The organism is Micromonospora noduli, from assembly GCF_003264365.1.
Classification (GTDB): Bacteria; Actinomycetota; Actinomycetes; order Mycobacteriales; family Micromonosporaceae; genus Micromonospora; species Micromonospora noduli.
The window spans coordinates 65716-90656 of sequence record NZ_PYAK01000005.1 but is presented as its reverse complement, the minus strand read 5'-3'; the positions used below and the strand labels follow the sequence as shown (position 1 = coordinate 90656).

Annotated in this window: 17 protein-coding genes; 16 read left to right on the top strand and 1 reads right to left on the bottom strand. The window is 69.0% G+C overall.

Annotated elements, in window-relative coordinates:
- Window positions 1-118 precede the first annotated feature (118 nt).
- The 11 genes from GUI43_RS05765 to mmsB all read left to right on the top strand — a co-directional run bounded on the left by GUI43_RS05765 (window position 119) and on the right by mmsB (window position 16586).
- Window positions 119-1123: an ABC transporter substrate-binding protein gene (locus GUI43_RS05765; RefSeq protein WP_373861185.1), complete on the top strand. Its 1005-nt coding sequence runs from the start codon at window positions 119-121 to the stop codon at window positions 1121-1123.
- Window positions 1124-1313: 190 nt separating this feature from the next.
- Complete coding sequence (locus GUI43_RS05760; protein ID WP_112698233.1) at window positions 1314-2855, top strand: sugar ABC transporter ATP-binding protein; 1542 nt, start codon at window positions 1314-1316, stop codon at window positions 2853-2855.
- A complete protein-coding gene (locus GUI43_RS05755; protein WP_112585347.1) occupies window positions 2852-3922 on the top strand; it encodes an ABC transporter permease in 1071 nt (356 codons plus the stop codon). Before GUI43_RS05760 ends, GUI43_RS05755 begins: the two co-directional genes overlap by 4 nt.
- A complete protein-coding gene (gene yjfF / locus GUI43_RS05750) occupies window positions 3919-4908 on the top strand; it encodes a galactofuranose ABC transporter, permease protein YjfF (RefSeq protein ID WP_112585349.1) in 990 nt (329 codons plus the stop codon). Before GUI43_RS05755 ends, yjfF begins: the two co-directional genes overlap by 4 nt.
- Window positions 4909-4934: 26 nt before the next feature.
- On the top strand, window positions 4935-6437 hold the full coding sequence (gene araA / locus GUI43_RS05745; protein WP_112698232.1) for an L-arabinose isomerase: 1503 nt from the start codon (window positions 4935-4937) through the stop codon (window positions 6435-6437).
- Window positions 6438-6777: 340 nt separating this feature from the next.
- Entirely contained in the window at window positions 6778-8883 is a 2106-nt protein-coding gene (locus GUI43_RS05740; RefSeq protein WP_112698231.1) for a family 43 glycosylhydrolase, read from the top strand.
- A gap of 412 nt (window positions 8884-9295) precedes the next feature.
- Window positions 9296-10282: a LacI family DNA-binding transcriptional regulator gene (locus GUI43_RS05735; protein ID WP_208646727.1), complete on the top strand. Its 987-nt coding sequence runs from the start codon at window positions 9296-9298 to the stop codon at window positions 10280-10282.
- A 326-nt stretch (window positions 10283-10608) separates the two neighbouring features.
- Window positions 10609-12264 carry a glycoside hydrolase family 27 protein gene (locus GUI43_RS05730; protein ID WP_112698230.1) on the top strand — a complete coding sequence of 552 codons (1656 nt, stop codon included), beginning with the start codon at window positions 10609-10611 and terminating at the stop codon, window positions 12262-12264.
- A 310-nt stretch (window positions 12265-12574) separates the two neighbouring features.
- Window positions 12575-13717 carry a multiple monosaccharide ABC transporter substrate-binding protein gene (gene chvE, locus GUI43_RS05725; protein ID WP_112698229.1) on the top strand — a complete coding sequence of 381 codons (1143 nt, stop codon included), beginning with the start codon at window positions 12575-12577 and terminating at the stop codon, window positions 13715-13717.
- A gap of 83 nt (window positions 13718-13800) precedes the next feature.
- Window positions 13801-15339, top strand: coding sequence for a multiple monosaccharide ABC transporter ATP-binding protein (mmsA, locus tag GUI43_RS05720; protein WP_112585361.1), 1539 nt, complete (start codon window positions 13801-13803; stop codon window positions 15337-15339).
- Window positions 15336-16586 (top strand): multiple monosaccharide ABC transporter permease, encoded by a 1251-nt coding sequence (mmsB, locus tag GUI43_RS05715; RefSeq protein WP_112585363.1) that lies wholly within the window; start codon window positions 15336-15338, stop codon window positions 16584-16586. The genes mmsA and mmsB overlap by 4 nt, the downstream gene beginning before the upstream one ends.
- Window positions 16587-16644: 58 nt before the next feature.
- Here mmsB and GUI43_RS05710 read toward each other — a convergent pair whose 3' ends face one another.
- Window positions 16645-18024, bottom strand: a complete 1380-nt coding sequence (locus GUI43_RS05710; protein ID WP_112698228.1) for a CBM96 family carbohydrate-binding protein — start codon at window positions 18022-18024, stop codon at window positions 16645-16647.
- A gap of 214 nt (window positions 18025-18238) precedes the next feature.
- Between GUI43_RS05710 and GUI43_RS05705 the strand changes: the two genes are divergently transcribed.
- The 5 genes from GUI43_RS05705 (at window position 18239) to GUI43_RS05685 (ending at window position 24882) form a co-directional block, all read left to right on the top strand.
- Window positions 18239-19540: an MFS transporter gene (locus GUI43_RS05705; RefSeq protein WP_112698227.1), complete on the top strand. Its 1302-nt coding sequence runs from the start codon at window positions 18239-18241 to the stop codon at window positions 19538-19540.
- A complete protein-coding gene (locus tag GUI43_RS05700; RefSeq protein WP_112585369.1) occupies window positions 19537-20520 on the top strand; it encodes a TolB family protein in 984 nt (327 codons plus the stop codon). The genes GUI43_RS05705 and GUI43_RS05700 overlap by 4 nt, the downstream gene beginning before the upstream one ends.
- A gap of 122 nt (window positions 20521-20642) precedes the next feature.
- On the top strand, window positions 20643-22169 hold the full coding sequence (locus tag GUI43_RS05695) for an alkaline phosphatase D family protein (RefSeq protein WP_112698226.1): 1527 nt from the start codon (window positions 20643-20645) through the stop codon (window positions 22167-22169).
- Between the two features lie 14 nt (window positions 22170-22183).
- Entirely contained in the window at window positions 22184-23497 is a 1314-nt protein-coding gene (locus GUI43_RS05690) for a hypothetical protein (RefSeq protein ID WP_112698225.1), read from the top strand.
- A 218-nt stretch (window positions 23498-23715) separates the two neighbouring features.
- The gene (locus tag GUI43_RS05685) at window positions 23716-24882 is read left to right on the top strand and encodes a peptidoglycan DD-metalloendopeptidase family protein (protein ID WP_249037660.1); all 1167 of its coding nucleotides are present in this window, start codon (window positions 23716-23718) and stop codon (window positions 24880-24882) included.
- The last annotated feature ends 59 nt before the right edge of the window (window positions 24883-24941 follow it).

The following is a 24941-nucleotide window of genomic DNA, read 5'->3' as shown; positions in this document are numbered from 1 at the left end:
TCATCCGGGACCCGTCGGTCTGCACCACGACGCACCAGCACGCACCACCCGCGTACGCCGCTTCTTCGCACCTCGGCGGTTGGCGCGGTTACCCACCACATCCAGCCAAGGAGATTCGATGGGAAAGATGCGAACGCAGTCCGCTCCGTGGCGCGCTGCCGCGGTCCTCGCCAGCGTGCTGCTGGTCGGCGGCGTGGCGGCCTGCGGCAATAGCGACACCGGCGGCGGCGGCACCAAGGACGACGGCAAGATCACGATGGGCTTCTCCCAGGTCGGTGCGGAGAGCGGGTGGCGTACCGCGAACACCATCTCGATCAAGGAGGCCGCCACGGCCGCCGGAATCGAGCTGAAGTTCGACGACGCTCAGCAGAAGCAGGAAAACCAGATCAAGGCGATCCGCAACTACATCCAGCAGAAGGTCGACGTGATCGCCTTCTCGCCGGTGGTGGAGTCCGGGTGGGACACCGTGCTCAAGGAGGCCAAGGACGCCGGCATCCCGGTCATCCTGACCGACCGCTCGGTGGACTCGGCCGACAAGTCGCTGTACAAGACCTTCCTCGGCTCGGACTTTGTCAAGGAGGGCAAGCTCGCCGGTGAGTGGCTGGTCGAGCAGAAGAAGACCGCCTCGGGTCCGGTGAACATCGTCGAGCTGCAGGGCAGCACGGGCGCGGCGCCGGCGAACGACCGCAAGAAGGGCTTCGCCGAGGCGATCGCCGCCAACCCGAACCTGAAGGTCATCGCGTCGCAGACGGGCGACTTCACCCGGGCCGGCGGTAAGCAGGTCATGGAGCAGTTCCTCAAGGCCAACCCGAAGATCGACGTGCTGTTCGCGCACAACGACGACATGGGTCTGGGCGCGCTCGAGGCGATCACCGCCGCGGGCAAGGTGCCGGGCAAGGACATCACCATCATCACGATCGACGCCGTCAAGGACGGCATGCAGGCTCTCGCCGACGGGAAGTTCAACTTCATCGCGGAGTGCAGCCCGCTGCTCGGCCCGCAGCTGATGGACCTGGCCAAGAAGGTCAAGGCCGGCCAGGAGGTGCCGCCTCGGATCGAGACCGAGGAGACCACCTTCACGACCGAGCAGGCCAAGGAAGCTCTGCCCAACCGTAAGTACTGATCGACGACGGGGTCGCCGCGCTCGCGTGGCGGCCCCGCCGCGTCGCTTTCCTACCCGAAACGGACCGGGCTCGGCCCGCGACGACCTCCGAACCGCGCCCGCCCGAGCGGCCCCCCAGGGGACGACCGGGCGGGCGCGGCGGGAGCGTAGCGGCCCTTCCGTGTCGACAACCCAGAAGAGGTCTGATGGGATGACGGATAGCCGTCCGGTCCTGACGATGACCGGGATCAGCAAGTCCTTCCCCGGGGTGCGCGCACTCCACGACGTCAACTTCCGGCTCTTCCCCGGCGAGGTGCACGCCCTGATGGGCGAGAACGGCGCCGGCAAGTCCACCCTCATCAAGGTGCTCACCGGCGTCTACGACACCGACGCCGGCGCGACCACCCTCGACGGTGAGCCCGTGTCGTTCACCGGGCCGATGCAGGCGACCGCCGCCGGTGTGAGCACCGTTTTCCAGGAAGTCAACCTCTGCACCAACCTCTCGGTGGCGGAGAACATCTTCATCGGCCGTGAGCCTCGGGTCTTCGGCGCCGTCCGCTGGGGTGAGGTTCGGCGCCGCGCCCGGGCCCTGCTGGCCCGCCTCGACCTCGACCTCGACGTCAGCGCGCCTCTCGGCTCGTACTCGCTCGCGATCCAGCAGATGGTCGCCATCGCCCGCGCGATCGACATCAAGGCCCGGGTGCTGATCCTGGACGAACCGACGTCCAGCCTCGACGCAAGCGAGGTGGCACAGCTGTTCCGCATCATGCGGCAACTGCGCGACGAGGGCATCGCGATCCTGTTCGTGACCCACTTCCTCGACCAGGTCTACGAGATCTCCGACCGGATCACCGTGCTGCGCAACGGCGGGCTCGTCGGCGAGTACCTCACCACCGAGCTGCCCCAGCTCTCCCTGGTCGAGAAGATGATCGGCAAGGAGCTCGACGTCCTGGAGGGCATCGAGGAGCACTCCCGGCGGGACCTGGCCACGCTGGAGGAGGGCACCCCCCTGGTGGCGGTGTCGGGCTTCGGTCGGGCGGGTGCGGTCGAGCCGTTCAGCCTCACCATCCACGCCGGCGAGGTGGTGGGCCTGGCCGGCCTGCTGGGCTCGGGGCGTACCGAGGTCGCGCGGTTGCTGTTCGGGGCCGATCGGACCGACGGCGGTCAGGTGGCGATCGACGGCGCGGCGAGCAGCCTGCGCACCCCCGCGCAGGCCATCGACCACGGCGTGGGCTTCTGTTCGGAGAACCGCCGGGCCGAGGGGATCGTCGCGGACCTGTCGGTCCGCGAGAACATGATCCTTGCCATGCAGGCGGCACGCGGCTGGCTGCGGCCCATTCCGCGTCGCCGCCAGGACGAGCTGGTCGACAAGTACGTCAAGGCCCTCAACATCCGGCCCGCCGACCCGGAGGTGCCGGTCCGCAACCTCTCCGGCGGCAACCAGCAGAAGGTGCTGCTGGCCCGGTGGCTGATCACCGAGCCGCGACTGCTGATCCTCGACGAGCCGACCCGGGGCATCGACATCGGCGCGAAGACCGAGATCCAGAGGCTCGTGACGCAGCTGTCCGACGGGGGCATGGCGGTGCTGTTCATCTCCGCCGAGCTGGAGGAGGTGCTGCGCCTCAGTCACAAGGTGGCGGTCATGCGGGACCGGCAGATGGTCGCGCAGCTCGCCAACGACGAGAGCCTGGACGCCGACCGCATCATGCAGACCATCGCCAGCGGATCCCACCGGGAGGAGGCAGACCGATGAACGACACCATGAGCCGCTATCGGACGATGACCGGTCACCGGCTGTTCTGGCCCGCCGCCGTGCTGTTCGTCATGCTCGCCGCGAACACGATCTACCGGCCCGGGTTCCTGTCCATCGAGCTCAAGGACGGGCACCTGTACGGCACGCCGATCGACATCCTGCGGCTGAGCGCACCGCTGATCCTCGTCGCGTTGGGCATGACGCTGGTCATCTCCACCGGCGGCATCGACCTGTCGGTGGGTTCGCTCTGCGCGATCAGCGGCGCGATCGCCTGCATGTACATCAGCAAGCAACCCGACCAGAACAGCGTTGGCGTGGTGGTGACCGCCCTCGCGATGGCGCTGGGTGTCTCGCTCGTGCTCGGCGCCTGGAACGGGGTGCTGGTGGCCGTGATCGGTATCCAACCGATCATCGCCACCCTGATCCTGATGGTCGCCGGCCGGGGTCTCGCCCAGCTGATCACCGAGGGCCAGATCATCACCATCAACTCCGAGCCGTACCGGGCGATCGGCCTGGGCCACGCGTTGACCCTGCCGCTGGCCATCTTCATCGCGCTCGCCGCGGCCCTGCTGGTCGCCGCGTTCACCCGTCGCACCGCACTCGGCATGATCATTGAGTCGGTGGGCGGCAACGCCATGGCCAGCCGGCTCGCCGGCATCCGGTCCGGCCGGGTCATCTTCCTGGTGTACGTGATCAGCGCCGCCTGTGCGGCGGTCGCCGGTTTCATGATGACGGCAAACGTCTCCAGCGCCGACGGCAACGCCGCCGGCCTCTGGGTCGAGCTGGACGCGATCCTCGCGGTCGTCATCGGCGGTACGTCGCTCGCGGGTGGCCGGTTCTTCCTCAGCGGCACGATCATCGGCGCACTGATCATTCAGACCCTGACCACCACGGTGTACGCCATGGACATCTCACCGCAGACCTCGCTGCTGTTCAAGGCGGTCGTCGTCATCGCCGTCTGCCTCATCCAGGCGCCGGCCTTCCGGGCCCGGTTCAGCCGACGTAGGCGCAACGCCCCGCCGCCCGCCACCATCGCCGACAAGCCGAAGGAGCAGGTGCCGGCATGACCACTGGAACGCTTACCGCCGGTCGTACCCGGTTCCGGCTGCCGAGGAAGCAGATACCGGTCCTGGCGACGCTCGCCCTGCTGCTGGTGATGTACGGCATCGGCGTCTCGCAGTACACGGCGTTCTCCAACGTCCAGGTCATCTTCAACGTCTTCATCGACAACGGCTTCCTGCTCGTCGTCGCGGTGGGCATGACCTTCGTGATCCTCACCGGTGGCATCGACCTGTCGGTCGGTTCGGTGGTCGCCATGACGGCGATGGTGTCGGCCGCGCTGCTGCAGGACGGCATGCCGGCGGCGCTGGTGCTGGTCATCGCCCTGCTGATCGGGCCGACGCTCGGCCTGTTGATGGGCTGCGTCATCCACTTCTTCGAGATCCAGCCGTTCATCGTCACGCTCGCCGGGATGTTCTTCGCCCGGGGCATGTGCACCTTCATCTCCGGCGCGTCGATCCCGATCACCGACGGGTTCTGGACCTCGATGTCGCAGGAGCGGATCGGTAACCCCCAGGGCAACTTCGTGTCGATCAGCGTGCTGATCGCCTTCGTGGTGGTCGTCATCGCCGCGTACACGCTGGCCTACACCCGGCTGGGGCGCAACGTGTACGCCATCGGCGGCAACCCGCAGTCGGCGCTGCTGATGGGCCTGCCGGTGGGCCGGACCCGGATCGCCGTTTACACGATCAGTGGTCTGTGCTCGGCCATCGGCGGGATCCTGCTGTCCTTCTACACCCTCTCCGGCGCGCCGCTGATCGGCGTGGGGATGGAGCTGGACGTCATCGCCGCCGTCGTCATCGGTGGCACGGTGCTCACCGGCGGCGCTGGTTACGTCTTCGGCACGGTGCTCGGCGTGCTGGTCCTCGGCGTGATCCAGACCCTCATCACCTTCGACGGGAGCCTCAACTCCTGGTGGACCAAGATCGTGATTGGCGGTCTGCTCTTCGCGTTCATCCTCCTCCAGCGCCTCATCGGAATCCGTTACAAGTGACCGCCCCTCTCGCGGAAGGCAACTCCATGGCACCACACACCGAACCCGAGATCTGGTTCCTCACCGGCAGCCAAGGCATGTACGGCGAGGAGACGCTCCGCCAGGTGGCCGAGCAGTCTCGCCAGATCGCGGCCGCACTCGACGACTCGCCGCAGATTCCCGCCCGCGTGGTCTGGAAGCCCGTCCTGACCAACAGCGGTGAGATCCTGCAGGTCTGCCGGGACGCCGCCGCTCAGGGTGCCGTCGGGGTCATCGCCTGGATGCACACGTTCTCACCGGCCAAGATGTGGATCTCCGGTCTGGACGCGTTGCAGACACCGCTGCTGCACCTGCACACCCAGGCCAACGTTCTGCTGCCGTGGAACGACATCGACATGGACTTCATGAACCTGAACCAGGCCGCCCACGGCGACCGCGAGTTCGGGTACATCCAGACGCGTCTCGGTGTGGCCCGTAAGACCGTGGCCGGGCACGTCAGCGACCCGCGGGTGACCACTCGGATCGGGGCCTGGGCCCGCGCCTCGCTGGGCTGGTCGGCGATGCGGTCGCTGCGCCTGGCCCGCTTCGGTGACAACATGCGCGACGTCGCGGTGACCGAGGGCGACAAGGTCGAGGCCGAGCTGCGGTTCGGGGTTTCGGTCAACACCTACGGCGTCAACGACCTGGTCGAGGTGGTCGGCGAGGTCACCGACGCGCAGGTGGACGACCTGGTCAAGGAGTACGAGGACACCTACCACATCGTCGGCGAGCTGCTGCCGGGCGGGGAGCAGCACGACTCACTGCGGTACGCCGCGCGCGTGGAGTTGGGCATGCGCGCCTTCCTGGACGCGGGCGGGTTCCGGGCCTTCACGACGAACTTCGAGGACCTCGGTGGGCTGCGTCAGCTGCCGGGCATCGCCGTGCAGCGGCTGATGGCGGACGGCTACGGCTTCGGCGGTGAGGGCGACTGGAAGACCTCGGTCCTGGTCCGCACCCTCAAGGCGATGTCGGTGGGCGTGAGCGGCGGCACGTCGTTCATGGAGGACTACACCTACGACCTCACCCCGGGCAACGAGTTGGTGCTCGGCGCCCACATGCTGGAGGTCTGCCCGACGATTGCCTCCGACGTGCCCAACGTGGAGATCCATCCGCTGAGCATCGGTGGCCGGGAGGACCCGGTCCGGCTGGTGTTCGACGCCGCGCCCGGTCCGGCCGTGGTGCTCGGGCTGTCCGACATGGGGGAGCGTTTCCGGCTGGTGGCCAACGAGATCGACGTGGTGGCTCCGCCGCAGCCGCTGCGCCGGTTGCCGGTTGCCCGTGCCGTCTGGCGTCCGCGCCCCGACCTGCCGGTCTCGGCCGAGGCGTGGATCACCGCGGGCGCTCCGCACCACACAGTGCTGTCGCAGGCGGTGGGCGTGGAGGAGCTGCAGGACCTGGCGGAGATGAGCCGCACCGAGCTGGTCGTCATCGACGCCGCCACGGAGCCTCGCCGCTTCGCCGACGAGCTGCGCTGGAACCAGGCGTACTACCGGCTGGCCCGCGGCTTCTGATTCGCGCGGTCTGATCGTACGAAGAACGGGTGGTCCACCCCTGCCTGCGGGCGGGGGTGGGCCACCCGTTCGCGTGTGCGCCAGCGGAGGCCACGAGGCGGTTGTGTTACGCCTTGACTAACAGCATGTTATCGCTCACAGTCTATAACCAAGATGGTCGATGTCGTTGGCTGGTCCGGCCGCGCGCGCGTCCTACCCCCGCGGTTTCGGCACCTCGTCACCGCAACGGTCGGACGATCGGTGTTAGCGATCACATGGCCGGGCGTGGTCAGCTCGGTGCCCCGCCCGGTGCCGCGGACGCCGACCCAGACCGCACGGTTCGCGTCAGCAGAGGAGGATCATGCTTTCCATCGGTCGGGTTCCCCGGGGTGCGCCGCGACGGCGCGGGTGGCTGTCGAGACTCGCCGTCGCCGCGATGGTGCTGGTGGTCGGTGGCGCGGCTGCGGCCGTCGCCTCGTCGCCCGCGTCAGCGGCCACCGTCGACACCAGCGCCTGGTACGTGTTGGTGAACCGCAACAGTGGCAAGGCCGTGGACGTGTACAACCTGGCCACGACCGACGGTGCGCGGATCACCCAGTGGACGCGTAACAACGGCAACCAGCAGCAGTGGCAGTTCGTGGACTCCGGAGGCGGCTACTACCGACTCAAGTCGAGGTTGTCGGGCAAGGTGCTGGACGTCTCCGGCCGCTCGACCGCCAACGGCGCCAGCGTCGTGCAGTGGACCGACAACAACGGCACCAACCAGCAGTTCCGGCTGGCCGACTCCGACGGTGGGTACGTCCGGTTGATCAACCGCAACAGCAACAAGGCGATGGAGGTGCAGGGCGCCTCGACCGCCGACGGTGGCAACATCGTGCAGTACGACGACTGGAACGGCACCAACCAGCAGTGGCAGCTCGTCCGCGTCGACGGCGGGACCGACCCCACGACGCCACCCCCGTCGAACGGCACGTACTCGAACCCGGTGGTCTGGCAGGACTTCGCCGACGTCGACATCATCCGGGTGGACAACGCCTACTACATGTCGGCGTCCACCATGCACTACTCGCCTGGCGCGCCGGTCCTGCGCTCGTACGACCTGGTGAACTGGGAGTTCGCCGGTCACTCCGTACCCCGACTCGACTTCGGGTCGAAGTACGACATGAGCGGCGGTAACGCCTACGTTGACGGCATCTGGGCGTCGACGCTGAACTACCGGCCGAGCAACCGGACGTACTACTGGGCCGGGTGCATCGACTTCGCGCAGACCCACATCTACACCGCGTCCGCCGTCGACGGGGCCTGGAGCAAGCACACCACCATCCCCAACTGCTACTACGACGCGGGGATGCTGGTCGACGACAACGACACCATGTACGTGGCGTACGGCAACGGCACGATCAGCGTGGCGCAGCTGTCCGCGGACGGGAAGTCGCAGGTCCGTGCCCAGCAGGTGTACCAGACGCCGTCGAGCATCGGGACGCTGGAAGGCGCCCGCTTCTACAAGCGCAACGGCGCCTACTACATCTGGCTCACCCGCCCGGCCAACGGCCAGTACGTGCTGAAGTCGACGAACGGCCCGTTCGGCCCGTACGAGCAGCGCCAGGTGCTGCTCAACCTGCCCGGCCCGATCTCCGGTGGCGGTGTCCCGCACCAGGGTGGGCTGGTGCAGACCCAGAACGGGGACTGGTACTACATGTCCTTCGTCGACGCGTACCCCGGTGGCCGGATGCCGGCCATGGCTCCGATCACCTGGACCGGCGACGGCTGGCCGGTGCTGCAGACGGTCAACGGCACCTGGGGCAGCTCGTACCCGAAGCCGAACCTGCCCGCGCCGCCCCGGGCGGTCAAGCCGCTCACCGGCACCGACACGTTCGCCGGCACCACGCTCGGCCCGCAGTGGGAGTGGAACCACAACCCGGACAACAGCAAGTGGTCGGTCAACAACGGGCTGAACCTGCAGACCGCCACCGTCACCGGCGACCTGTACAAGGCGCGCAACACGCTGACCCACCGCATCCAGGGCCCCACCTCGACAGCGACGATCGAGTTGGACTACTCCACCATGCGCGACGGTGATCGCACCGGCCTGGCGGTGCTGCGCAACTCGTCGGCGTGGATCGGAGTCCGACGCGACAACGGGACCACCCGACTGGTCATGCAGAACGGCCTGACGATGGACGGCAGTTGGAACACCACAAGCACCGGCAGTGAGGTGGCGAGCACCGCTGTCTCCGGTGGCCGGATCTGGTTGCGCGCCAACGCCGACATCAGACCCGGCTCCGGCCGACAGGCCCGGTTCTCGTACAGCACGGACGGGGTCAACTTCACCTCGTTCGGCAACACCCTGACACTGGCGAACAACTGGCAGTTCTTCATGGGCTACCGATTCGCCATCTTCAACCACGCGACGCAGGCGCTCGGTGGCGCGGTCACCGTGCGGCGCTTCGACCTGACCACCCCGTGACACCGGTCACACGACGATCGCTCTGACCGGTGGCGCTGGCGACGCAGCCCTGGCGGCATGTGAAGTCCGCGCCACCGCGTCAGGTCCTCGCCGGCCTGTTCCACGCTCTGTCCAGGAGCGAGGGCAGGCCGGCGTACCACATCAGGACCGTGTCCCGTACCTGTTGGTCGGGGACTCCGGACGGGCACCGCGTTGTACGGCCTCGGCGCGTCGAGCGGTCCCCACACAGGCGTTCCGTGTTCGGGGCCGTTGCTGGCGTAGACTGTCGGCGATCCAGCGCTGGTCACCTGGGATTCAGCACCGGCGTGGTGACTGAGCGAGGGGGACCGGGCCGGGCCGCTCCAGTCGACGTCGACGGGCCGCGGGCCGGAGATGTAGCGGGGGGAGTGAAATGGCCGTCCACGGTCCCGCGATGACGGACGTTGCTCGTCTCGCCGGTGTCTCCCATCAGACGGTGTCGCGGGTGCTCAACGGGCACCCCAACGTCCGTGAGCAGACCCGGCTTCGGGTACGCGCGGCGATCGCCGAACTCGGCTACCGCCCCAACGGCGCGGCACGCGCCCTGGTGACCGGTCGATCACAGGTCATCGGTGTGGTAGCGCAGAACACGACGCTCTACGGTCCGGCGTCGCTGCTGGCCGCCCTGGAGCAGACCGCCGCCGAAGAGGGCTTCGCGGTCAGCGTCGGCAGCGTGCGTAACCTGGACCACCGCTCCATCTCGGCGGCCGTCGAGCGGCACCTGTCGCACCGGGTGGCCGGCATCGTGGTCATCGCCCCGGTCGAGTCGGCCGGTGAGGCGCTGGAGCGCCTGCCCAAGGATGTCCCGCTGGTCACGGTCGACGGTGACCCGAGCCGGCCGGTGCCGCTGGTGACTGTCGACCAGGTGGCGGGCGCCCGGGCGGCGACGCAACATCTGCTCGACGCCGGGCACCGTACTGTCTGGCACGTCTCCGGGCCGACCGACTGGTTCGACAGCGTGGGTCGGATCGACGGCTGGCGGCAGGCGCTGCTGGCCGCCGGGCTGGATCCGCCGCCGCCGATGCCGGGGGACTGGTCCGCCGCGTCGGGTTACCGGTGCGGGCAGATGTTGGCGCGGATGCCGGAGGTCACCGCCGTCTTCACCGCCAACGACCATCTCGCGCTGGGCGTGCTGCGGGCGCTGCACGAGTTCGGTCGACGGGTGCCGCACGAGATCAGCGTGGTCGGCTTCGACGACGTACCGGAGGCGGCGTACTTCATTCCGCCGCTGACCACCGTCCGACCGGACTTCGACGCGGTGGCGCGAGCGAGCCTGCAGATGCTGCTGTCCCAGATCGAGTCGGGCACCGGTGGGGCGCTGCGGCAGACCATCGCCCCCGCTCTGGTCGTCCGCGAGAGCGTCGCCCCACCTCGTCGCTGATGGTCGCACCAACCGGCGGTCGCCCCCGGTGTGGTGCGGAGAGTGGTCTCGCCGCCGTTCCCCGCCCAGCGGTGCACGCGCGTGTGGGCCCGCGCCAGCGCGCGCCAATTTTCGGCTTCCTCGTTCGATAAGACGCGACTCGATGGGTTGCAGAGTGTGACCAATCGATGCCAAGCGATACGACGCGGTGAAGGTATTGAACCTCGTGAAATGTCGCCGTAATATGATGGGCGTCTCTGTTAACGCTAACAAAAATTGGCACCCAACTATCGGCGTACCGACCAGAGATCGTAATCACGGGCGGGCGTCACCGACAAGGAGGCTCGATGAACCGCAATACCCGAGGTCGTCGCTGGGGGAGCGTACTGGCGGCCGGAATTCTGCTCGCCGGTGGCCTGGTCGGCCTTCGCGCCCCGACGGCGCAGGCGCTGGACAACGGCGTGGCGCGCACTCCCCCCATGGGTTGGAATTCGTGGAACTCGTTCGGCTGCAACATCAACGAGGCGCTGATCCGGCAGACGGCAGATGCGATCGTCAGCAGCGGCATGCGGGACCTGGGCTACAACTACGTCGTGGTCGACGACTGCTGGTTCAACCCCAACCGGGACAGCTCCGGCAACATCCAGGGCGACCCCGGCCGGTTCCCCAGCGGGATGAAGGCGCTCGGCGACTACCTGCACGCCCGGAACCTGAAGTTCGGCCTCTACCAGGTGCCTGTCGACAAGACCTGCGCGCAGTACTTCGGCGCCTACCCCGGCGCGACCGGCAGCCGTGGCCACGAGGTGCAGGACGCGCGCCAGTTCGCCGCCTGGGGTGTCGACTTCCTCAAGTACGACTGGTGCTCGCCGGAGGGCAGCATCAACGACCAGGTGACCACCTTCGCCAAGATGCGTGACGCGCTGGCCGCCACCGGCCGGCCGATCGTCTACAGCATCAACTCCAACAGCATCCACGCCAAGACCGGCCCGCAGCGCAACTGGGGCGACGTGGCGAACATGTGGCGAACCACCGAGGACATCACCAACGCGTGGGACACCGGCCAGAGCAACGGCTACCCGATGGGCATCCAGAACATCATCAACGTCACCGTTCCGCTGGCGTCCTATGCGAGGCCGGGCGGGTTCAACGACCCCGACATGATGGAGGTCGGCCGGGGCGGCATGAACGACACGGAGATGCGCAGCCACTTCGCGATGTGGGCGATCATGGCGTCTCCGCTCATCGCCGGCAACGACGTGCGGAACATGAACGCTGCGACGCAGACGATCCTCAAGAACGCCAACCTGATCGCGATCAACCAGGACTCGCTCGGGTTGCAGGGAACGCAGGTGTCGTTCGACGGCACGCGTCGGGTGCTGGCCAAGCGGCTCGCCAACGGTGACGTGGCCGTCGCCCTGTTCAACCAGGGCGGCTCGACGACGACGATCTCGACCACGGCCGCGGCCATCGGCAAGTCCGGCTCGTCGTTCACACTGGTGGACGCGTGGACCGGCGGCACCAGTTCCAGCAGCGGGACCATCAGCGCCAGCGTCCCCGCGCACGGCACTGTGGTGTACCGGGTCAGCGGTGGCGGGACGACTCCTCCGACGACGCCGCCGCCGACCACGTCGAGCGCGTACGCCAGCGCCGCCTCCGGCCGCTGCCTCGACGTGCCGAACAGCAACACGACCAACGGCACGCAGCCGGTCATCTGGGACTGCAACGGCGCCGCCAACCAGCGCTGGACCAGGAGCGGCCAGACTCTGCAGGCCCTCGGCAAGTGCCTGGACGCGCCGTCGAACGCCGCGGCCGGCGCCAAGGTGCAGATCTGGGACTGCAACGGCGGGACCAACCAGCAGTGGGCGGTCAACGCCAACGGCACGATCAGCAACACGCAGTCGGGGCTCTGCCTGGACGTGAACGCCAACGCCACTGCCAACGGCACCACGGTGATCCTCTGGACGTGCACCGGAGCGGCGAACCAGCGGTGGTCGCAGCGGTAGCCGATCGGGACCGCCGACGGCCGAGGTCGCGGCGACCCACCTGATCCGGCCGATGCTGGTGCCCGCGGACGACAGACGTCGTCCGCGGGCATCGGTCTGTAGAGTGCTGCGGACGACCACGCTGAGTCGCCGCGTCCTGCCCTTCCGGCGGATCGGCCACATGGCTACGCTCGCCTGGATGCTCCGTTACGAGACCGTGACACCGGTATTTCGGATCTGGTGTTGACGCAATCTATGTGAGCGCTAACACTACCCGAAAGATGACAGTTGGCCCCGGCAGTCGGCGGGGGAGTCCAGAGAGGAGAAGCCCGTGGGCAGGAAATTCCTGGTTGCTCTCGGCGGCGCCGCACTGGCGCTGAGTTTGGCGGCGTGCAGCGGCGGGGGTGCGGGCAGCGGTGAGAAGTCCGGCGACGAGAAGCCCAGCGATCTGACCATCGGTGTGTCGATGCCGACGCAGACCTCGGAGCGGTGGATCGCCGACGGCAACGCGGTGAAGTCGAAGCTTGAGGCCAAGGGCTACAAGGTCGACCTCCAGTACGCCGGCGACGACATCCCCACGCAGTCGCAGCAGGTCGACCAGATGATCACCCAGGGTGCCGATGTTCTGGTCCTCGCGGCGATCGACGGCACCGCGCTCAGCAGCCAGCTGCAGGCCGCCGCGGCCGCGAAGATCCCGGTCATCTCCTACGACCGGCTGATCCGTGGCAGCAAGGACGTCGACTTCTACGTCAGCTTCGACAACTACAAGGTTGGCGTCGCCCAGGGCACCGCGCTGCTCGTCGGTCTCGGCCTGCTGAACAAGGACGGCTCGAAGGGCACGGCCAAGGGGCCGCTGAACGTCGAGCTCTTCGCCGGGTCGCTGGATGACAACAACACCCAGTACTTCTTCGGCGGCGCGATGGACACGCTGAAGCCGTTCATCGACAACGGCACGCTGGTCGTCAAGTCCAAGCAGACCACCCCCGAGCAGGTAGCCATCCTGCGGTGGCAGCAGGAGACCGCGCAGAAGCGGATGGAGAACCTGCTCACCTCCAGCTACAACGACGGCTCGAAGGTCGACGGCGTGCTCTCGCCGTACGACGGCATCTCCCGCGGCATCATCACCGCCCTGCAGAACGCCGGCTACGGCAAGGGCGCGAAGAAGCTCCCGGTGGTGACCGGCCAGGACGCGGAGATCGCCTCGATCAAGCTGATCAACGACGGCGTGCAGAGCTCCACGGTCTTCAAGGACACCCGGCTGCTGGCCGAGCAGGCCGTGAACGCGGCCGAGGCGTTCCTGCAGAAGAAGCAGCCGCAGGCCAACGACACCAAGACGTACAACAACGGCGTCAAGGTCGTCCCGGCGTACCTGCTGCCGATCGCGACCGTCTACAAGGACGACATCAAGGCGACGCTGATCGACTCCGGCTACTGGACCGCGGACGAGGTCGCCGCCGGTCAGGCCAAGAAGTAAGCCACTCGTCGGGCCCGGCGGTCACCCGCCGGGCCCGACGCCTGGGCGCGTACCACGTCCAGACCTGACGGAGGACAGTGACAATGGACGACACCATCCTCGAGATGCGTCGCATCACCAAGACCTTCCCCGGCGTGACCGCGCTGGAGGACGTCACCCTCGCAGTGCGCCGCGGGGAGATCCACGCCATCTGTGGTGAGAACGGCGCCGGCAAGTCCACCCTGATGAAGGTGCTGTCCGGCGTCTACCCGTCCGGCTCGTACGACGGCGAGATCCTCTTCGACGGCAAGCCGATGCAGTTCCGTGGCATCCGCGACAGCGAGGCCAACGGCATCGTCATCATCCACCAGGAGCTCGCCCTGGTGCCGTACCTGTCGATCGCGGAGAACATCTTCCTCGGCAACGAGCGGCGCGGCCGCAGCGGGCTCATCGACTGGAACTTCGCCAACGCCGAAGCGGCGAAGCTGCTCGCGTCCGTCGGGCTGCACGAGAACCCGGTCACCCCGGTCATCCAGCTCGGCGTCGGCAAGCAGCAGCTCGTGGAGATCGCCAAGGCGCTGTCGAAGAAGGTGCGCCTGCTCATCCTGGACGAGCCGACGGCCGCGCTCAACGACATCGACTCGGCGCACCTGCTCGACCTGTTGCGGGCCCTCAAGGAGCAGGGCATCACCTGCATCATGATCTCGCACAAGCTCAACGAGATCACCGCCATCGCCGACTCGACCACCGTCATCCGCGACGGGCGCGCCGTGGAGACCCTCGACATGCGGTCGGACGAGGTGACCCAGCAGCGGATCATCCGGGGCATGGTCGGGCGCGACCTGGACAGCTTCTACCCCGACCGCGAGTCGTCCCCCGGTGATGAGGTCCTGCGCATTGAGGACTGGACGGTGCGTCACCCGGTCCAGGACCGGATGGTCGTCGAGGGCGTCGGCCTGTCCGTACGCGCCGGCGAGGTCGTCGGCATCGCGGGCCTCATGGGGGCCGGGCGGACCGAGCTGGCCATGAGCGTGTTCGGTCGGTCCTACGGGCGCGACATCCGGGGCCGACTCTTCGTTCACGGGCGGGAGGTGCAGGCACGCACCGTCGCCGAGGCGATCGACAACGGCATCGCCTACGTCACCGAGGACCGCAAACGCTACGGCCTCAACCTCATCGACGACGTGCGGCGCAACGTGTCCGCCGCCGCGTTGGACCGGCTGTCCCGCCTGGGCTGGGTGAACGGCAACGAGGAGATCAAGGTTGCCGAGGCGAGCCGCAAGGAGATGAACATCCGGACGCCGAGCGTCATGGCGGTGGTCGGCAAGCTCTCCGGCGGCAACCAGCAGAAGGTCGTCCTGTCGAAGTGGCTGTTCACCGACCCGGACGTGCTGATCCTCGACGAGCCCACCCGTGGCATCGACGTCGGCGCCAAGTACGAGATCTACACGATCATCAACCGGCTGGTGGCCGCCGGTAAGGCGGTGATCGTCATCTCCTCCGAGCTGCCGGAGCTGCTCGGAATGTGCGACCGCATCTACACCCTCGCCGCCGGCCGGATCACCGGCGAGATGCCGGTGGCCGAGGCGACTCAGGAGAGCCTCATGGAGCTGATGACCAAGGACAAGGAGCTCGTCGGATGACCAGCATCAAGACCCCTTCGACGGAGCACCCCACGCCCCCGGACAGCCCGCCCGCCGCCGCCCTGCACAGCGGGACGAGCGACCTGCGGGCGCTGGTGTTGAACAACCTGCGGCAGAGCGGGATCTACGTCGCCCTGGTCGTCATCGTCGCGCTCTTCGCGGTCCTGACCGACGGGGTGCTGCTGAGCCCCGGCAACATCACCAACATCGTCCTCCAGTACTCGTACATCCTGGTCCTCGCGATCGGGATGGTCATCCTGATCATCGGCGGGCACATCGACCTGTCGGTCGGATCGGTCGTCGCACTCACCGGCGCGGTCTCCGCCGTCCTGGTGATCCAGCAGGGCCACCCCTGGTGGATCGGCGTCGTGGCCGCGCTGGTCGTCGGTGTCGCGGTCGGGGCGTGGCACGGGTTCTGGGTGGCGTACGCCGGCATTCCGGCCTTCATCGTGACCCTGGCCGGCATGCTGCTGTTCCGGGGTCTGACCCTGCGGGTGCTCGACAACATCTCGCTGTCGCCGTTCCCGTCCGAGTACCAGCAGGTCGCGGCGGGCTTCCTCAACGGCCTGCTCGGTGGGCAGGGCTTCGACGCCTTCACGCTGCTGATCGGTGCCATCGCCGTGGCCGGCTACGCGGTCAGCGGCTTCCGCACCCGCGTGGCGCGGATCCGCTACCAGCAGCCCGTCGAGTCGTTCCCGCTCTTCGTCGCCCGGGTCGTGCTGGTCGGCGCGGTCCTCATGTACTTCGCCTGGCAGCTGGCGCACGCCCGAGGGCTGCCGATCGTGCTGATCATCCTGGCGGTCCTGGTGCTGGTCTACGGCCTGCTCACCCGGCGTACCGTCTTCGGTCGCCAGGTCTACGCGATCGGCGGCAACCTGTCGGCGGCGGCGCTGTCCGGGGTGAAGGTCCGCACCGTCAACTTCTGGATGTTCGTCAACATGGGCTTCCTGGCGGCGGTGGCCGGCGTCATCTACTCGTCGCGGTCGAACGGCGCCCAGCCCGCCGCCGGCAACATGTTCGAGCTGGACGCGATCGCCGCGGCCTTCATCGGCGGCGCGGCGGTCACCGGTGGCGTGGGCACCGTGGTGGGCGCGATGGTCGGTGGTCTGATCATGGCGGTGATGAGCAACGGCATGCAGTTGATGGGCATCGACCAGTCGACCCAGTCGGTGGTCAAGGGTCTCGTCCTGCTCGTCGCGGTCGCCTTCGACGTCTACAACAAGCGTCGCGCCGGCACGGCCCGCTGACGCTCGGCCGGTACGCACGTGCCCCCTGCCCGCCTCGCGGACAGGGGGCACGCGTTTGTCAGTGGCAGGTGCTGGTGCCGCTGTCGGTGTAGGTCTGGCCGGCCACCGGCACGAACTGCCAGTCGTAGCTGTTGGAGTGCAGGGTGAACTTCAGTACGCCCCACGCCGAGCTGTTACGCGCCTCGCTGTTGGGCTGGATGGTGCCGAAGCCGTAGTGGCCGGCGCCGCCCATCCCGGCGACGAAGCTGCGCAGACCCCGGCTGGAGTCGGCGCCACCGGCCGGGTTCATCGGGGCGAACCGCTCGTACACGTGGTTGTGTCCCCACACCACGACGTCGGCGTTGTAGTCGTAGAGGGCCTGGTACAGCGGACGCGTCGACGTCGACGGCGCGTGGTTGGAGCTGGACGTGAACAGCGGGTGGTGCCAGTACGCGATAGTGCACGGCCTGCTGCTGGCGGCCAGGTCCGCGCGCAGCCACTGCTCCTGCGTCGAGCCGGCCGACATGCTGATGTTCGAGTTCAGCGACACGACGTGCCAGTTGCCGAGGTCGTACGAGTAGTACCCGCGCCCGCTCGGGCCGGCGGACGTACCGAAGTAGTTGTAGTAGCCGGTCGCGCCCGACGTGTTGTAGTCGTGGTTGCCCGGCGACGGGCGGGTGCGGGACTTGTGCCGACCCCAGGTGGGCTCGTAGTAGCTGTTGAACTGCGACGCCGTCCCGCTGTCGTAGACGTTGTCGCCGGTGGTGAAGACCGTCCCAGGGATGCTGTCCAGCAGCGTCGCGGTGGCGCTGTCGCCGGAGCCCGAGTCGGCGATGTCGCCGGCACCGACGAACACCGGGTCGCCCGACGGGGGTGGCGTGGTGGTCCCGGTGGTGACCACCAGTTGCGGAGCGTCCGCGCCACTCTCGCGGGTGTCGTAGTAGGCGCCGTCACCGCTTGTCGAGGTGGCGCCGAAGCTGTACGTGCCGTTGCCGGTGACCGCGGCCGTGACGTCGACCTCGTACCAGGTGTTGCCGCTGACCGCGCCGATCGTGCCGAGCGTGGCCCCGTCGATGGTCGGCTGGTTGTTCCAGGTGGTGCCGGTCTCCGACCAGGTCGTGTTGGACATCCGGCGGAACGTGCCACCGGCGTCGCTGCCGCTGTTGCCGCTGATCGTGCGCAGTCGCAACTTGGCGCCGGTCACCGTGCCGCTGACACCGCTCACTGTGAAGCGCAGGAACGAGCGTCGCACTGGCGAGTTGTCGACCACCACCTGCGTGGACGTGCCGTAGTTGGTGGCGGCCGCGTCGCTCTGGACGTAGGTGTCGGCGACCGGCGTGAAGGTCACGCTCGCCGCCGACGCCGCGCCAGCGCCGGTCACGACGACGGCGGCGGTCGCGGCGACGATCACCGTGACCACCCCCAGCGTCACCGACGGACGGGGGAATCGAATGTCCATCCAGGACTCCTTACCTCGTGGGAAGAGCGCAAGGAATGTAGGAAGGTCGATGAGCCGGCGGGCGACGGGCGGATGAACAGCGCGTCCCGGCAGGCGAACACCTCGCTGTTGGGAACTCGTTCATCCGACCCTCGTCCGGACGCCACTCGCGGTCCGTTGTGCCTCCTCCACTGAGTACGGACGATGGCTGCCCGTCGGCCGCTGATCAGAGGAGATGCTCGTGTACCTGTCGACCGTCTCCCGACCGGTCGCCGACCAACCCGGATCGGGGCCGCGGCGCCGCCGGTTCGCAATGGTCAGCGGCAACGTCGTCGCGCTCGGCACTGTCAGTCTGATCACCGACGTGTCGGCCGAGATGGTGGCCGCGGTCCTGCCGCTCTATCTGGTGCTGGGCCTTCACCTCAGCCCGGTGGCCTTCGGTGTGCTGGACGGCGTCCACACCGGCGCCACCGCGCTGCTGCGGGTCGTCGGTGGTTTTGCCGCCGACCGGTTCCGGCGGCGCAAGCTGATCGCCGGCGTCGGGTACGCGCTCTCGGCGGTCGCGAAGCTCGGCCTGCTGCTCGCCGGTCGGTCGATCCCGGCGATCGGCGCCGTCATCGCCGTCGACCGGATCGGCAAGGGGGTGCGGAGCGCGCCGCGCGACGCGCTGATCACGCTCTCCACGCCACCCGAGGCGCTGGGTCGGGCGTTCGGGGTGCACCGGGCGATGGACAGCGTCGGCGCGTTCCTCGGGCCACTCGCCGCGTTCGCGGTCCTGTTGGTCGTCGGGCAGTCGTACGACGCGGTCTTCGTCACCAGCTTCTGCATCGCGGCCCTGGCCGTCGTGGTGCTCGTGCTCTTCGTTCGGGAGCAGCCGGACGGCGAGGCGGCGGACGGCGAGGCGGCGGACGAAATCAACGGCCCGAAGGTCTCCGTCCGCGAGGCGTTCGGGCTGCTGCGCGGCGGACCGGCCCGGCGGCTGGTGCTGGCCGCCGCGATGCTCGGGCTGGCCACCATCGGCGACGGCTTCGTCTACCTGCTGCTGCAACGCCGGATGGACCTCGGCCTGCGCTGGTTCCCGCTGCTCGCGGTGGGAACCAGCCTGGCGTACCTGCTGCTCGCCGCTCCGCTCGGCGTACTCGCCGACCGGATCGGTCGCCTGCCCGTGGTGATCGGCGGTTACACCGCCCTCGGTGCGACGTACCTGCTGCTGGCCGGTCCGGTCGACGGTTGGCCGCTGATCGCCCTGGCGCTGACGCTGTACGGCGCCTTCTACGCGGCCACCGACGGCGTGCTCATCGCGCTCGCCGGTCCGGTGCTGCCGGCGCGTCTGCGGACCACCGGAATCGCGTTGGTGCAGACCGGGCAGGCCCTCGCGTACCTCGTCTCCTCCGTGCTGTTCGGTCTGGCCTGGCAGGCGTGGGGGCCGGAGAACGCGATCCGCGCGGCGGCCGTGGCCGTCGCCGGCGTCCTGGTCGGCACGCTGCTCCTGCTGGCCTCCCCGTCCCGACTCACCACCCGGAAGGTGCCCCGATGACCGCGATGTCGACCCGAGCGAAGCTCGGCGTGGTGGTCGCCTCGGCCGTGCTGTTGGGCACCGTGGCAGCCGGCTACGCGGCCACGGCCGCGCAGGCTCCCCGGACGCCGCCACCCGCTGGCGGCGCGCAGGCGGTCACCCTGACGTCCGGGCCGCGCCTGCTGGCTATCACCGACCGGCACGTCTCCACCGTCGCCGCGACCGACCCCGCCGGGCCGCGCACAGTCGCCGGCCTGGAATGCCTCCGGGTGTACGCGGCGGCCGGCACCGGGGTCTGCCTGAAGCCGGAGACGGCGTGGTCGTACCAGGTTGTCGTGCTCGACGCGGCGCTACGCCAGACCCGAGCGGTCAGTGTGCCGGGGCTGCCGAACCGGGCCCGGGTCTCGGCCTCCGGCCGGATGGTCTCCTGGACGACGTTCGTCGGTGGCGACTCGTACACCTCCAGTGGCTTCTCCACGCGCACCGGGATCCTCGACACCCGTACCGGCGCCACTGTGGCCTCGCTCGAAGAGTTCGCGATCACCCGGGACGGCCGGGGCTACCGCAACGCGGACGTCAACTACTGGGGCGTCACCTTCACCGCCGACGACAACCGCTTCTACGCCACGATGGCGACCGGGGGTGAGAGGTACCTCGTCCGGGGTGACCTCGCGGCCCGTACGGTCGAGACGCTGAAGGAGAACGTCGAGTGCCCGTCGCTGTCACCGGACGGCACCCGGCTCGCGTTCAAGGAGGCGGTCGACGCCGACCCGGCGAAGGGCTGGCGGCTGTCGGTCCTGGACCTGGCGAGCACGCGGGTCACCGCGACCGCCGAGGTCCGCAGCGTCGATGACCAGGCCGCGTGGCTGGACAACGGAAAGCTGGCCTACACGCTGCGCCGGGACGACGGCCAGCCCGACGTCTGGAGCGTCCCGGCGGACGGGTCCGGCACGCCGACGCTGGTGATTCCCGGCGCCGAGTCGCCGTCGCCGCTCACCTGACGGTCCGGCCCCCGGTCCCGGCGGTCCGGACACCTGAACGCCTTGGCGTGGACAGCATTCCGTCATGTCCGATTCCGCCCCGCAGCCATCGCCGTTCATCGACGTTCCCGAGGCTGTTGACCATGACAAGGCTGAGCCGTCGCATCTTCGTCCTCAGTGGACTCGTTACCGCCGGAGTCGCTGTGACACCCCGCCAGGGTGCCCGCGCCGCGGTGCCGTACCCCTTCAAACTCGGTGTGGCGTCCGGTGACCCGGCGCCCGACAGTGTGGTCCTCTGGACCCGGCTGGCACCCTCCCCGCTCAACGCCGACGGGCAGGGCGGCATGACCAACGCCGACGTGACAGTGGAGTGGCAGGTGTCCACCACCGACCGGTTCACCTCGCTGGTCGCCTCCGGCTCGGTGGTCGCCCGGTACGCCGACGCGCACTCCGTGCACGCCATCGCGGGCGGGCTCGCCGCCGACTCCGACTACTACTACCGGTTCCGGGCCCAGGGCCAGATCTCGCCGGTCGGGCGGACCCGGACCGCCCCGGCGCCCAGCGCCTTCGGCCGCGACCTGGTGATGGCCTTCGCCTCCTGCGCCCACTACGAGGCCGGCTACTACACCGCGTACCGGCGGATGGCCGAGGACAACCCCGGCCTGATCCTGCACCTCGGCGACTACATCTACGAGGGCGGCGCCGGCACCTCCGCGGTGCGGCCGCACGTCGGCGCCGAGATCGTGTCGCTGGCCGACTACCGCCGCCGGTACGCGCTGTACAAGTCCGACCCCGACCTGCAGGCGGCCCACGCGGCGGCACCCTGGCTGGTGGTGCCGGACGACCACGAGGTGGAGAACAACTACGCCAACATGGTCCGCAACGACAGCAGCCCGACGCTGACCGCAGCCCAGTGGACCGCCCGGCGCACCGCCGCGTACCGGGCCTACTACGAGAACATGCCGCTGCGACCCGCGTCCGCCGCCAACGGCAACAGCATCCCGCTGTACCGACGGGTCCGGTGGGGGCAGCTCGCCACCTTCCACATGCTCGACACCCGGCAGTTCCGCGACGACCAGGCCTGCGGGGACGGCTGGAAGGTCTGCGCCGACGCGGACCTGGCCTCCCGGTCGCTGACCGGCGCCACCCAGGAGGCGTGGCTGCTCGACGGGCTGGCCCAGCGCTACGGCACCTGGGACATCCTCGGCCAGCAGGTCTTCTTCGCCCAGCAGCTCGACGCGAACGGGGCGGCGAGCATGGACGCGTGGGACGGCTACCGGGCCTCCCGCAGCCGCATCCAGACCGGCTGGCAGCAACGTGGGGTGCGCAACCCGCTGGTGCTCACCGGCGACGTGCACCGCTCGTGGGCCAACGATCTCAAGGCCGACTACGCCAATCCCTCCTCGGCCACCATCGGCACCAAGCTGGTCTGCACCTCGATCAGTTCCACCGGCAACGGCAGCGGCAGCACCACGGTCCCGAACGCGGCGGCCAACCCGCACCTGAAGTTCTACTCGGACCGGCGCGGCTACGTCCGTACCACCATCAGCCGCAGCCAGGTCCGCGCCGACTTCCGCGCGGTGAACACAGTGACCGAGCATGGCGCGGCGGCGTCCACAGTGCGTTCGTTCGTCATCCTCGACGGCCAGCCCGGCCTGCAGCCCGGGTAAGGGAGAGAGCCACCATGACCGCGATCACCGCACTGCTCACCGCGTTCCTGCTGGTCCCGAACGTGGTTCCCGGCCCGACCACGATGACCGCCGAGGCGGTCACCTGGACCACCGCGAACAGCGTCGCCACCGGCGACCAGGACCTGCCCTCCATCGCCATGAACCGCAACGGCCACGTCGCAGTGGTCTGGGAGGACGACCGGGACGGCACCGCCCCGCAGGACGACACCCACAGCGAGGTCTACCTGCGGCTGTTCCGCGACGGCACCCCCGCGTACGAGCTGAAGCTCTCCACCGGGGGGACCAGCGGAGCCGCCTGGCGACACCTCAGCCCCGACGTGGGGCTCGACGACCGGGGCAACGCCGTGGTGGTCTGGGCGGCCGACGGCGACGGCAACGGCGTCTACAACATCCAGTACCGGGTGGTGTCACCCGCCGGCGCGGTGCTCGGCTCGGGGCAGGCCAACGCCAGCGACGCCGGGCAGCAGATCTGGCCGAAGGTCTCGGTCGACCCGGACGGCGTGCCCACCAACGCCGCCGCCGTCGGCTTCACAGTGGTCTGGGAGGACGTGCAGGGAACCGCTCCCGCCACCGTCAAGGCCGCCGGCTTCACAGCGGCCACCACCAAGGCGTACGAGGTGACGGCCTCACAGACGACGGGCACGCACCACCGTCCCGACGTGGCGGTGTCCGCCTCCGGTGAGGCGCTGGTGGTCTGGGACGAGGACGCCGACGCGAACGGCTCGTACAACATCGGGCTGACCCGGCTGGCCCGGTCCAACGGCGCGGTGGCGCTGTCGCGGCGGACGGCCAACGCCCAGAGCGGCGGGCAGCAGCAGCGTGCCTCGGTCGCGGCGAACTTCGCCGGCGACTTCACCGTCGGATGGGAATCCGACCACACCGGCACCCGGGGTGTCTGGGCCCGATCGTTCACCGCGACGGGTACGGCCCGGCACGACGAGGTTCCGGTCTCCACCGGCACCGGTGCCATCGCTCCCGGGGTCGGCATCGACGACCAGGACAACGTCGTGGTGGGCTGGACGGTCTCCGGCGCCAACCCGGACGTCTGGGCGCGCGGCCTCAACCCGGACGGCACGTCCACCGGCCGGCTGGCGGCCCAGGCGCTGAGTCAGACCACGACGGGTCGCCAGGAGCACTTCGCGGTCGCCGCGTCGCCCTGGGGCGAGGTGAGCGTCTGCTACACCGACGACAACGACGGCAACTCCTTTGACCAGCTGCTCCTCGGCCTGGGGACGACGAACTCCACCTGGCTGATGTCCGCCGACGAGCTGCGCCGACTGAAGGCGCGGGCCACCACGGCACGCTGACGGATCCGAGCGTCGGCGAGTGAAATCGGACGATGTAGGAAACCTTCGCTGAGCGCGTTGACTTCGACGGTTTACTACACAACAATCAGCTTCAATATCTACGCCGATCTCTTGAACCTGGCAGTCGTCGCTGCTCAGGCCCGCCAGCACTGCACCCCTCAGCGGCCACGGGCTCTGCATCAAGCCGGCCCGAGACCCCAATCGAAAGTGAGGGCACGATGAGAAACGGTCGACGATTCGCCGGCGGGGGCGCCGCGGCCCTGTTGATGGTCACGAGCCTGATCGGGGCCACCCCCGGCGCCGCCTCCGCGGCCGTGACCCCCACGCTCACCGCTGCGGTGACCGCCAAACTGCTCGGCACCGCCGAGCTGTCCGCCGCCGATGCGCGACCGGAGACCCGGATCACCGTCAGCCGCACCAGCGGCCGGTGGGCGTTCGGCACCGCCGTCGCGCTCGCGCCCCGACAGGAGGACGCCCACCCGACCGGATCGATCTTCATCGCCCGGTCCGAGCCCGCCGGGTGGCGGATCGCCTTCGACGGCGAGGCCGCCTTCGGTGCGCTGGCCGCCGAGTCGCCCCTGGTGACAAGTCAGGAGGAGAGCGTCCTCACCACCACCCCCACCCCGATGTACGCGGGCGGGGACTACCGGACCGGAATGGCCCTGCCGTTCGGTGTGGGCCAGACGTGGACGCTCACCAGCGGCCCGCACGGCTGGGGTGGGACCGAGTCCCCGTACAGCTCGGTCGACCTGGCCGGTGGTGACCAGGTGGTCCGCGCCACCCGCGCCGGAGCGGCGTACACGATGTGTCAGGGGTGGATCCGGGTCATTCACGACCGGGGCTACTCGACCGACTACTACCACCTGTGGAACAGCATCTCCGTCAACGGCGCCAGCGTCGGCCAGGGTGCCGTCCTGGGCAACACCGGCACGGACGTCACCTGTGGCGGAGCCGCCTACGGCCGACACGTCCACTTCGGACTTCGGCAGAACAGCGCGTACGTGCCGATCGCCGGCCACGACATCGGCAAGTGGGTACTGGCCAACGGCGCCGCCGCGTACCAGGGCGGGGCGCGGCACGGGTCGGCCTGGGCCGGTGCCGGCGGTGGCCTGTACAACTACGGCGCGCTCGGCTTCAACCAGGGGGTGGTCGACGCGAACGGTGGCGGGGTGCTCACCCGACGTGCCGGGCCGGGGACCGGCTACGGCTCGCTGGGCTCGGTGGCCGACGGCGCCACTGTCACCATCTCCTGCTCCGCCAACGGCACCTCCCACACCGGCCGGTACGGCACCACGGCGCTCTGGAACCGGTTGAGCGACGGCAGTTGGGTGTCCGACGCCTACCTGTCGACCGGTGTGAACGGCCCGATCAACGGCTGGTGCTGACGAGGTTCATCCCTGGGGGTTGGCGGCCCACCGGCCGCCAACCCCCGGTAACCGCAAGG

What these genes read in the sequence shown, in the direction of transcription:
- GUI43_RS05765 (WP_373861185.1), top strand. Translation starts at nt 119, where the DNA reads ATGGGAAAGATGCGAACGCAGTCCGCTCCGTGGCGCGCTGCCGCGGTC.
- GUI43_RS05760 (WP_112698233.1), top strand. Translation starts at nt 1,314, where the DNA reads ATGACGGATAGCCGTCCGGTCCTGACGATGACCGGGATCAGCAAGTCC.
- GUI43_RS05755 (WP_112585347.1), top strand. Translation starts at nt 2,852, where the DNA reads ATGAACGACACCATGAGCCGCTATCGGACGATGACCGGTCACCGGCTG.
- yjfF (WP_112585349.1), top strand. Translation starts at nt 3,919, where the DNA reads ATGACCACTGGAACGCTTACCGCCGGTCGTACCCGGTTCCGGCTGCCG.
- araA (WP_112698232.1), top strand. Translation starts at nt 4,935, where the DNA reads ATGGCACCACACACCGAACCCGAGATCTGGTTCCTCACCGGCAGCCAA.
- GUI43_RS05740 (WP_112698231.1), top strand. Translation starts at nt 6,778, where the DNA reads ATGCTTTCCATCGGTCGGGTTCCCCGGGGTGCGCCGCGACGGCGCGGG.
- GUI43_RS05735 (WP_208646727.1), top strand. Translation starts at nt 9,296, where the DNA reads ATGACGGACGTTGCTCGTCTCGCCGGTGTCTCCCATCAGACGGTGTCG.
- GUI43_RS05730 (WP_112698230.1), top strand. Translation starts at nt 10,609, where the DNA reads ATGAACCGCAATACCCGAGGTCGTCGCTGGGGGAGCGTACTGGCGGCC.
- mmsA (WP_112585361.1), top strand. Translation starts at nt 13,801, where the DNA reads ATGGACGACACCATCCTCGAGATGCGTCGCATCACCAAGACCTTCCCC.
- mmsB (WP_112585363.1), top strand. Translation starts at nt 15,336, where the DNA reads ATGACCAGCATCAAGACCCCTTCGACGGAGCACCCCACGCCCCCGGAC.
- GUI43_RS05710 (WP_112698228.1), bottom strand. Translation starts at nt 18,024, where the DNA reads ATGGACATTCGATTCCCCCGTCCGTCGGTGACGCTGGGGGTGGTCACG.
- GUI43_RS05705 (WP_112698227.1), top strand. Translation starts at nt 18,239, where the DNA reads ATGCTCGTGTACCTGTCGACCGTCTCCCGACCGGTCGCCGACCAACCC.
- GUI43_RS05700 (WP_112585369.1), top strand. Translation starts at nt 19,537, where the DNA reads ATGACCGCGATGTCGACCCGAGCGAAGCTCGGCGTGGTGGTCGCCTCG.
- GUI43_RS05695 (WP_112698226.1), top strand. Translation starts at nt 20,643, where the DNA reads ATGACAAGGCTGAGCCGTCGCATCTTCGTCCTCAGTGGACTCGTTACC.
- GUI43_RS05690 (WP_112698225.1), top strand. Translation starts at nt 22,184, where the DNA reads ATGACCGCGATCACCGCACTGCTCACCGCGTTCCTGCTGGTCCCGAAC.
- GUI43_RS05685 (WP_249037660.1), top strand. Translation starts at nt 23,716, where the DNA reads ATGAGAAACGGTCGACGATTCGCCGGCGGGGGCGCCGCGGCCCTGTTG.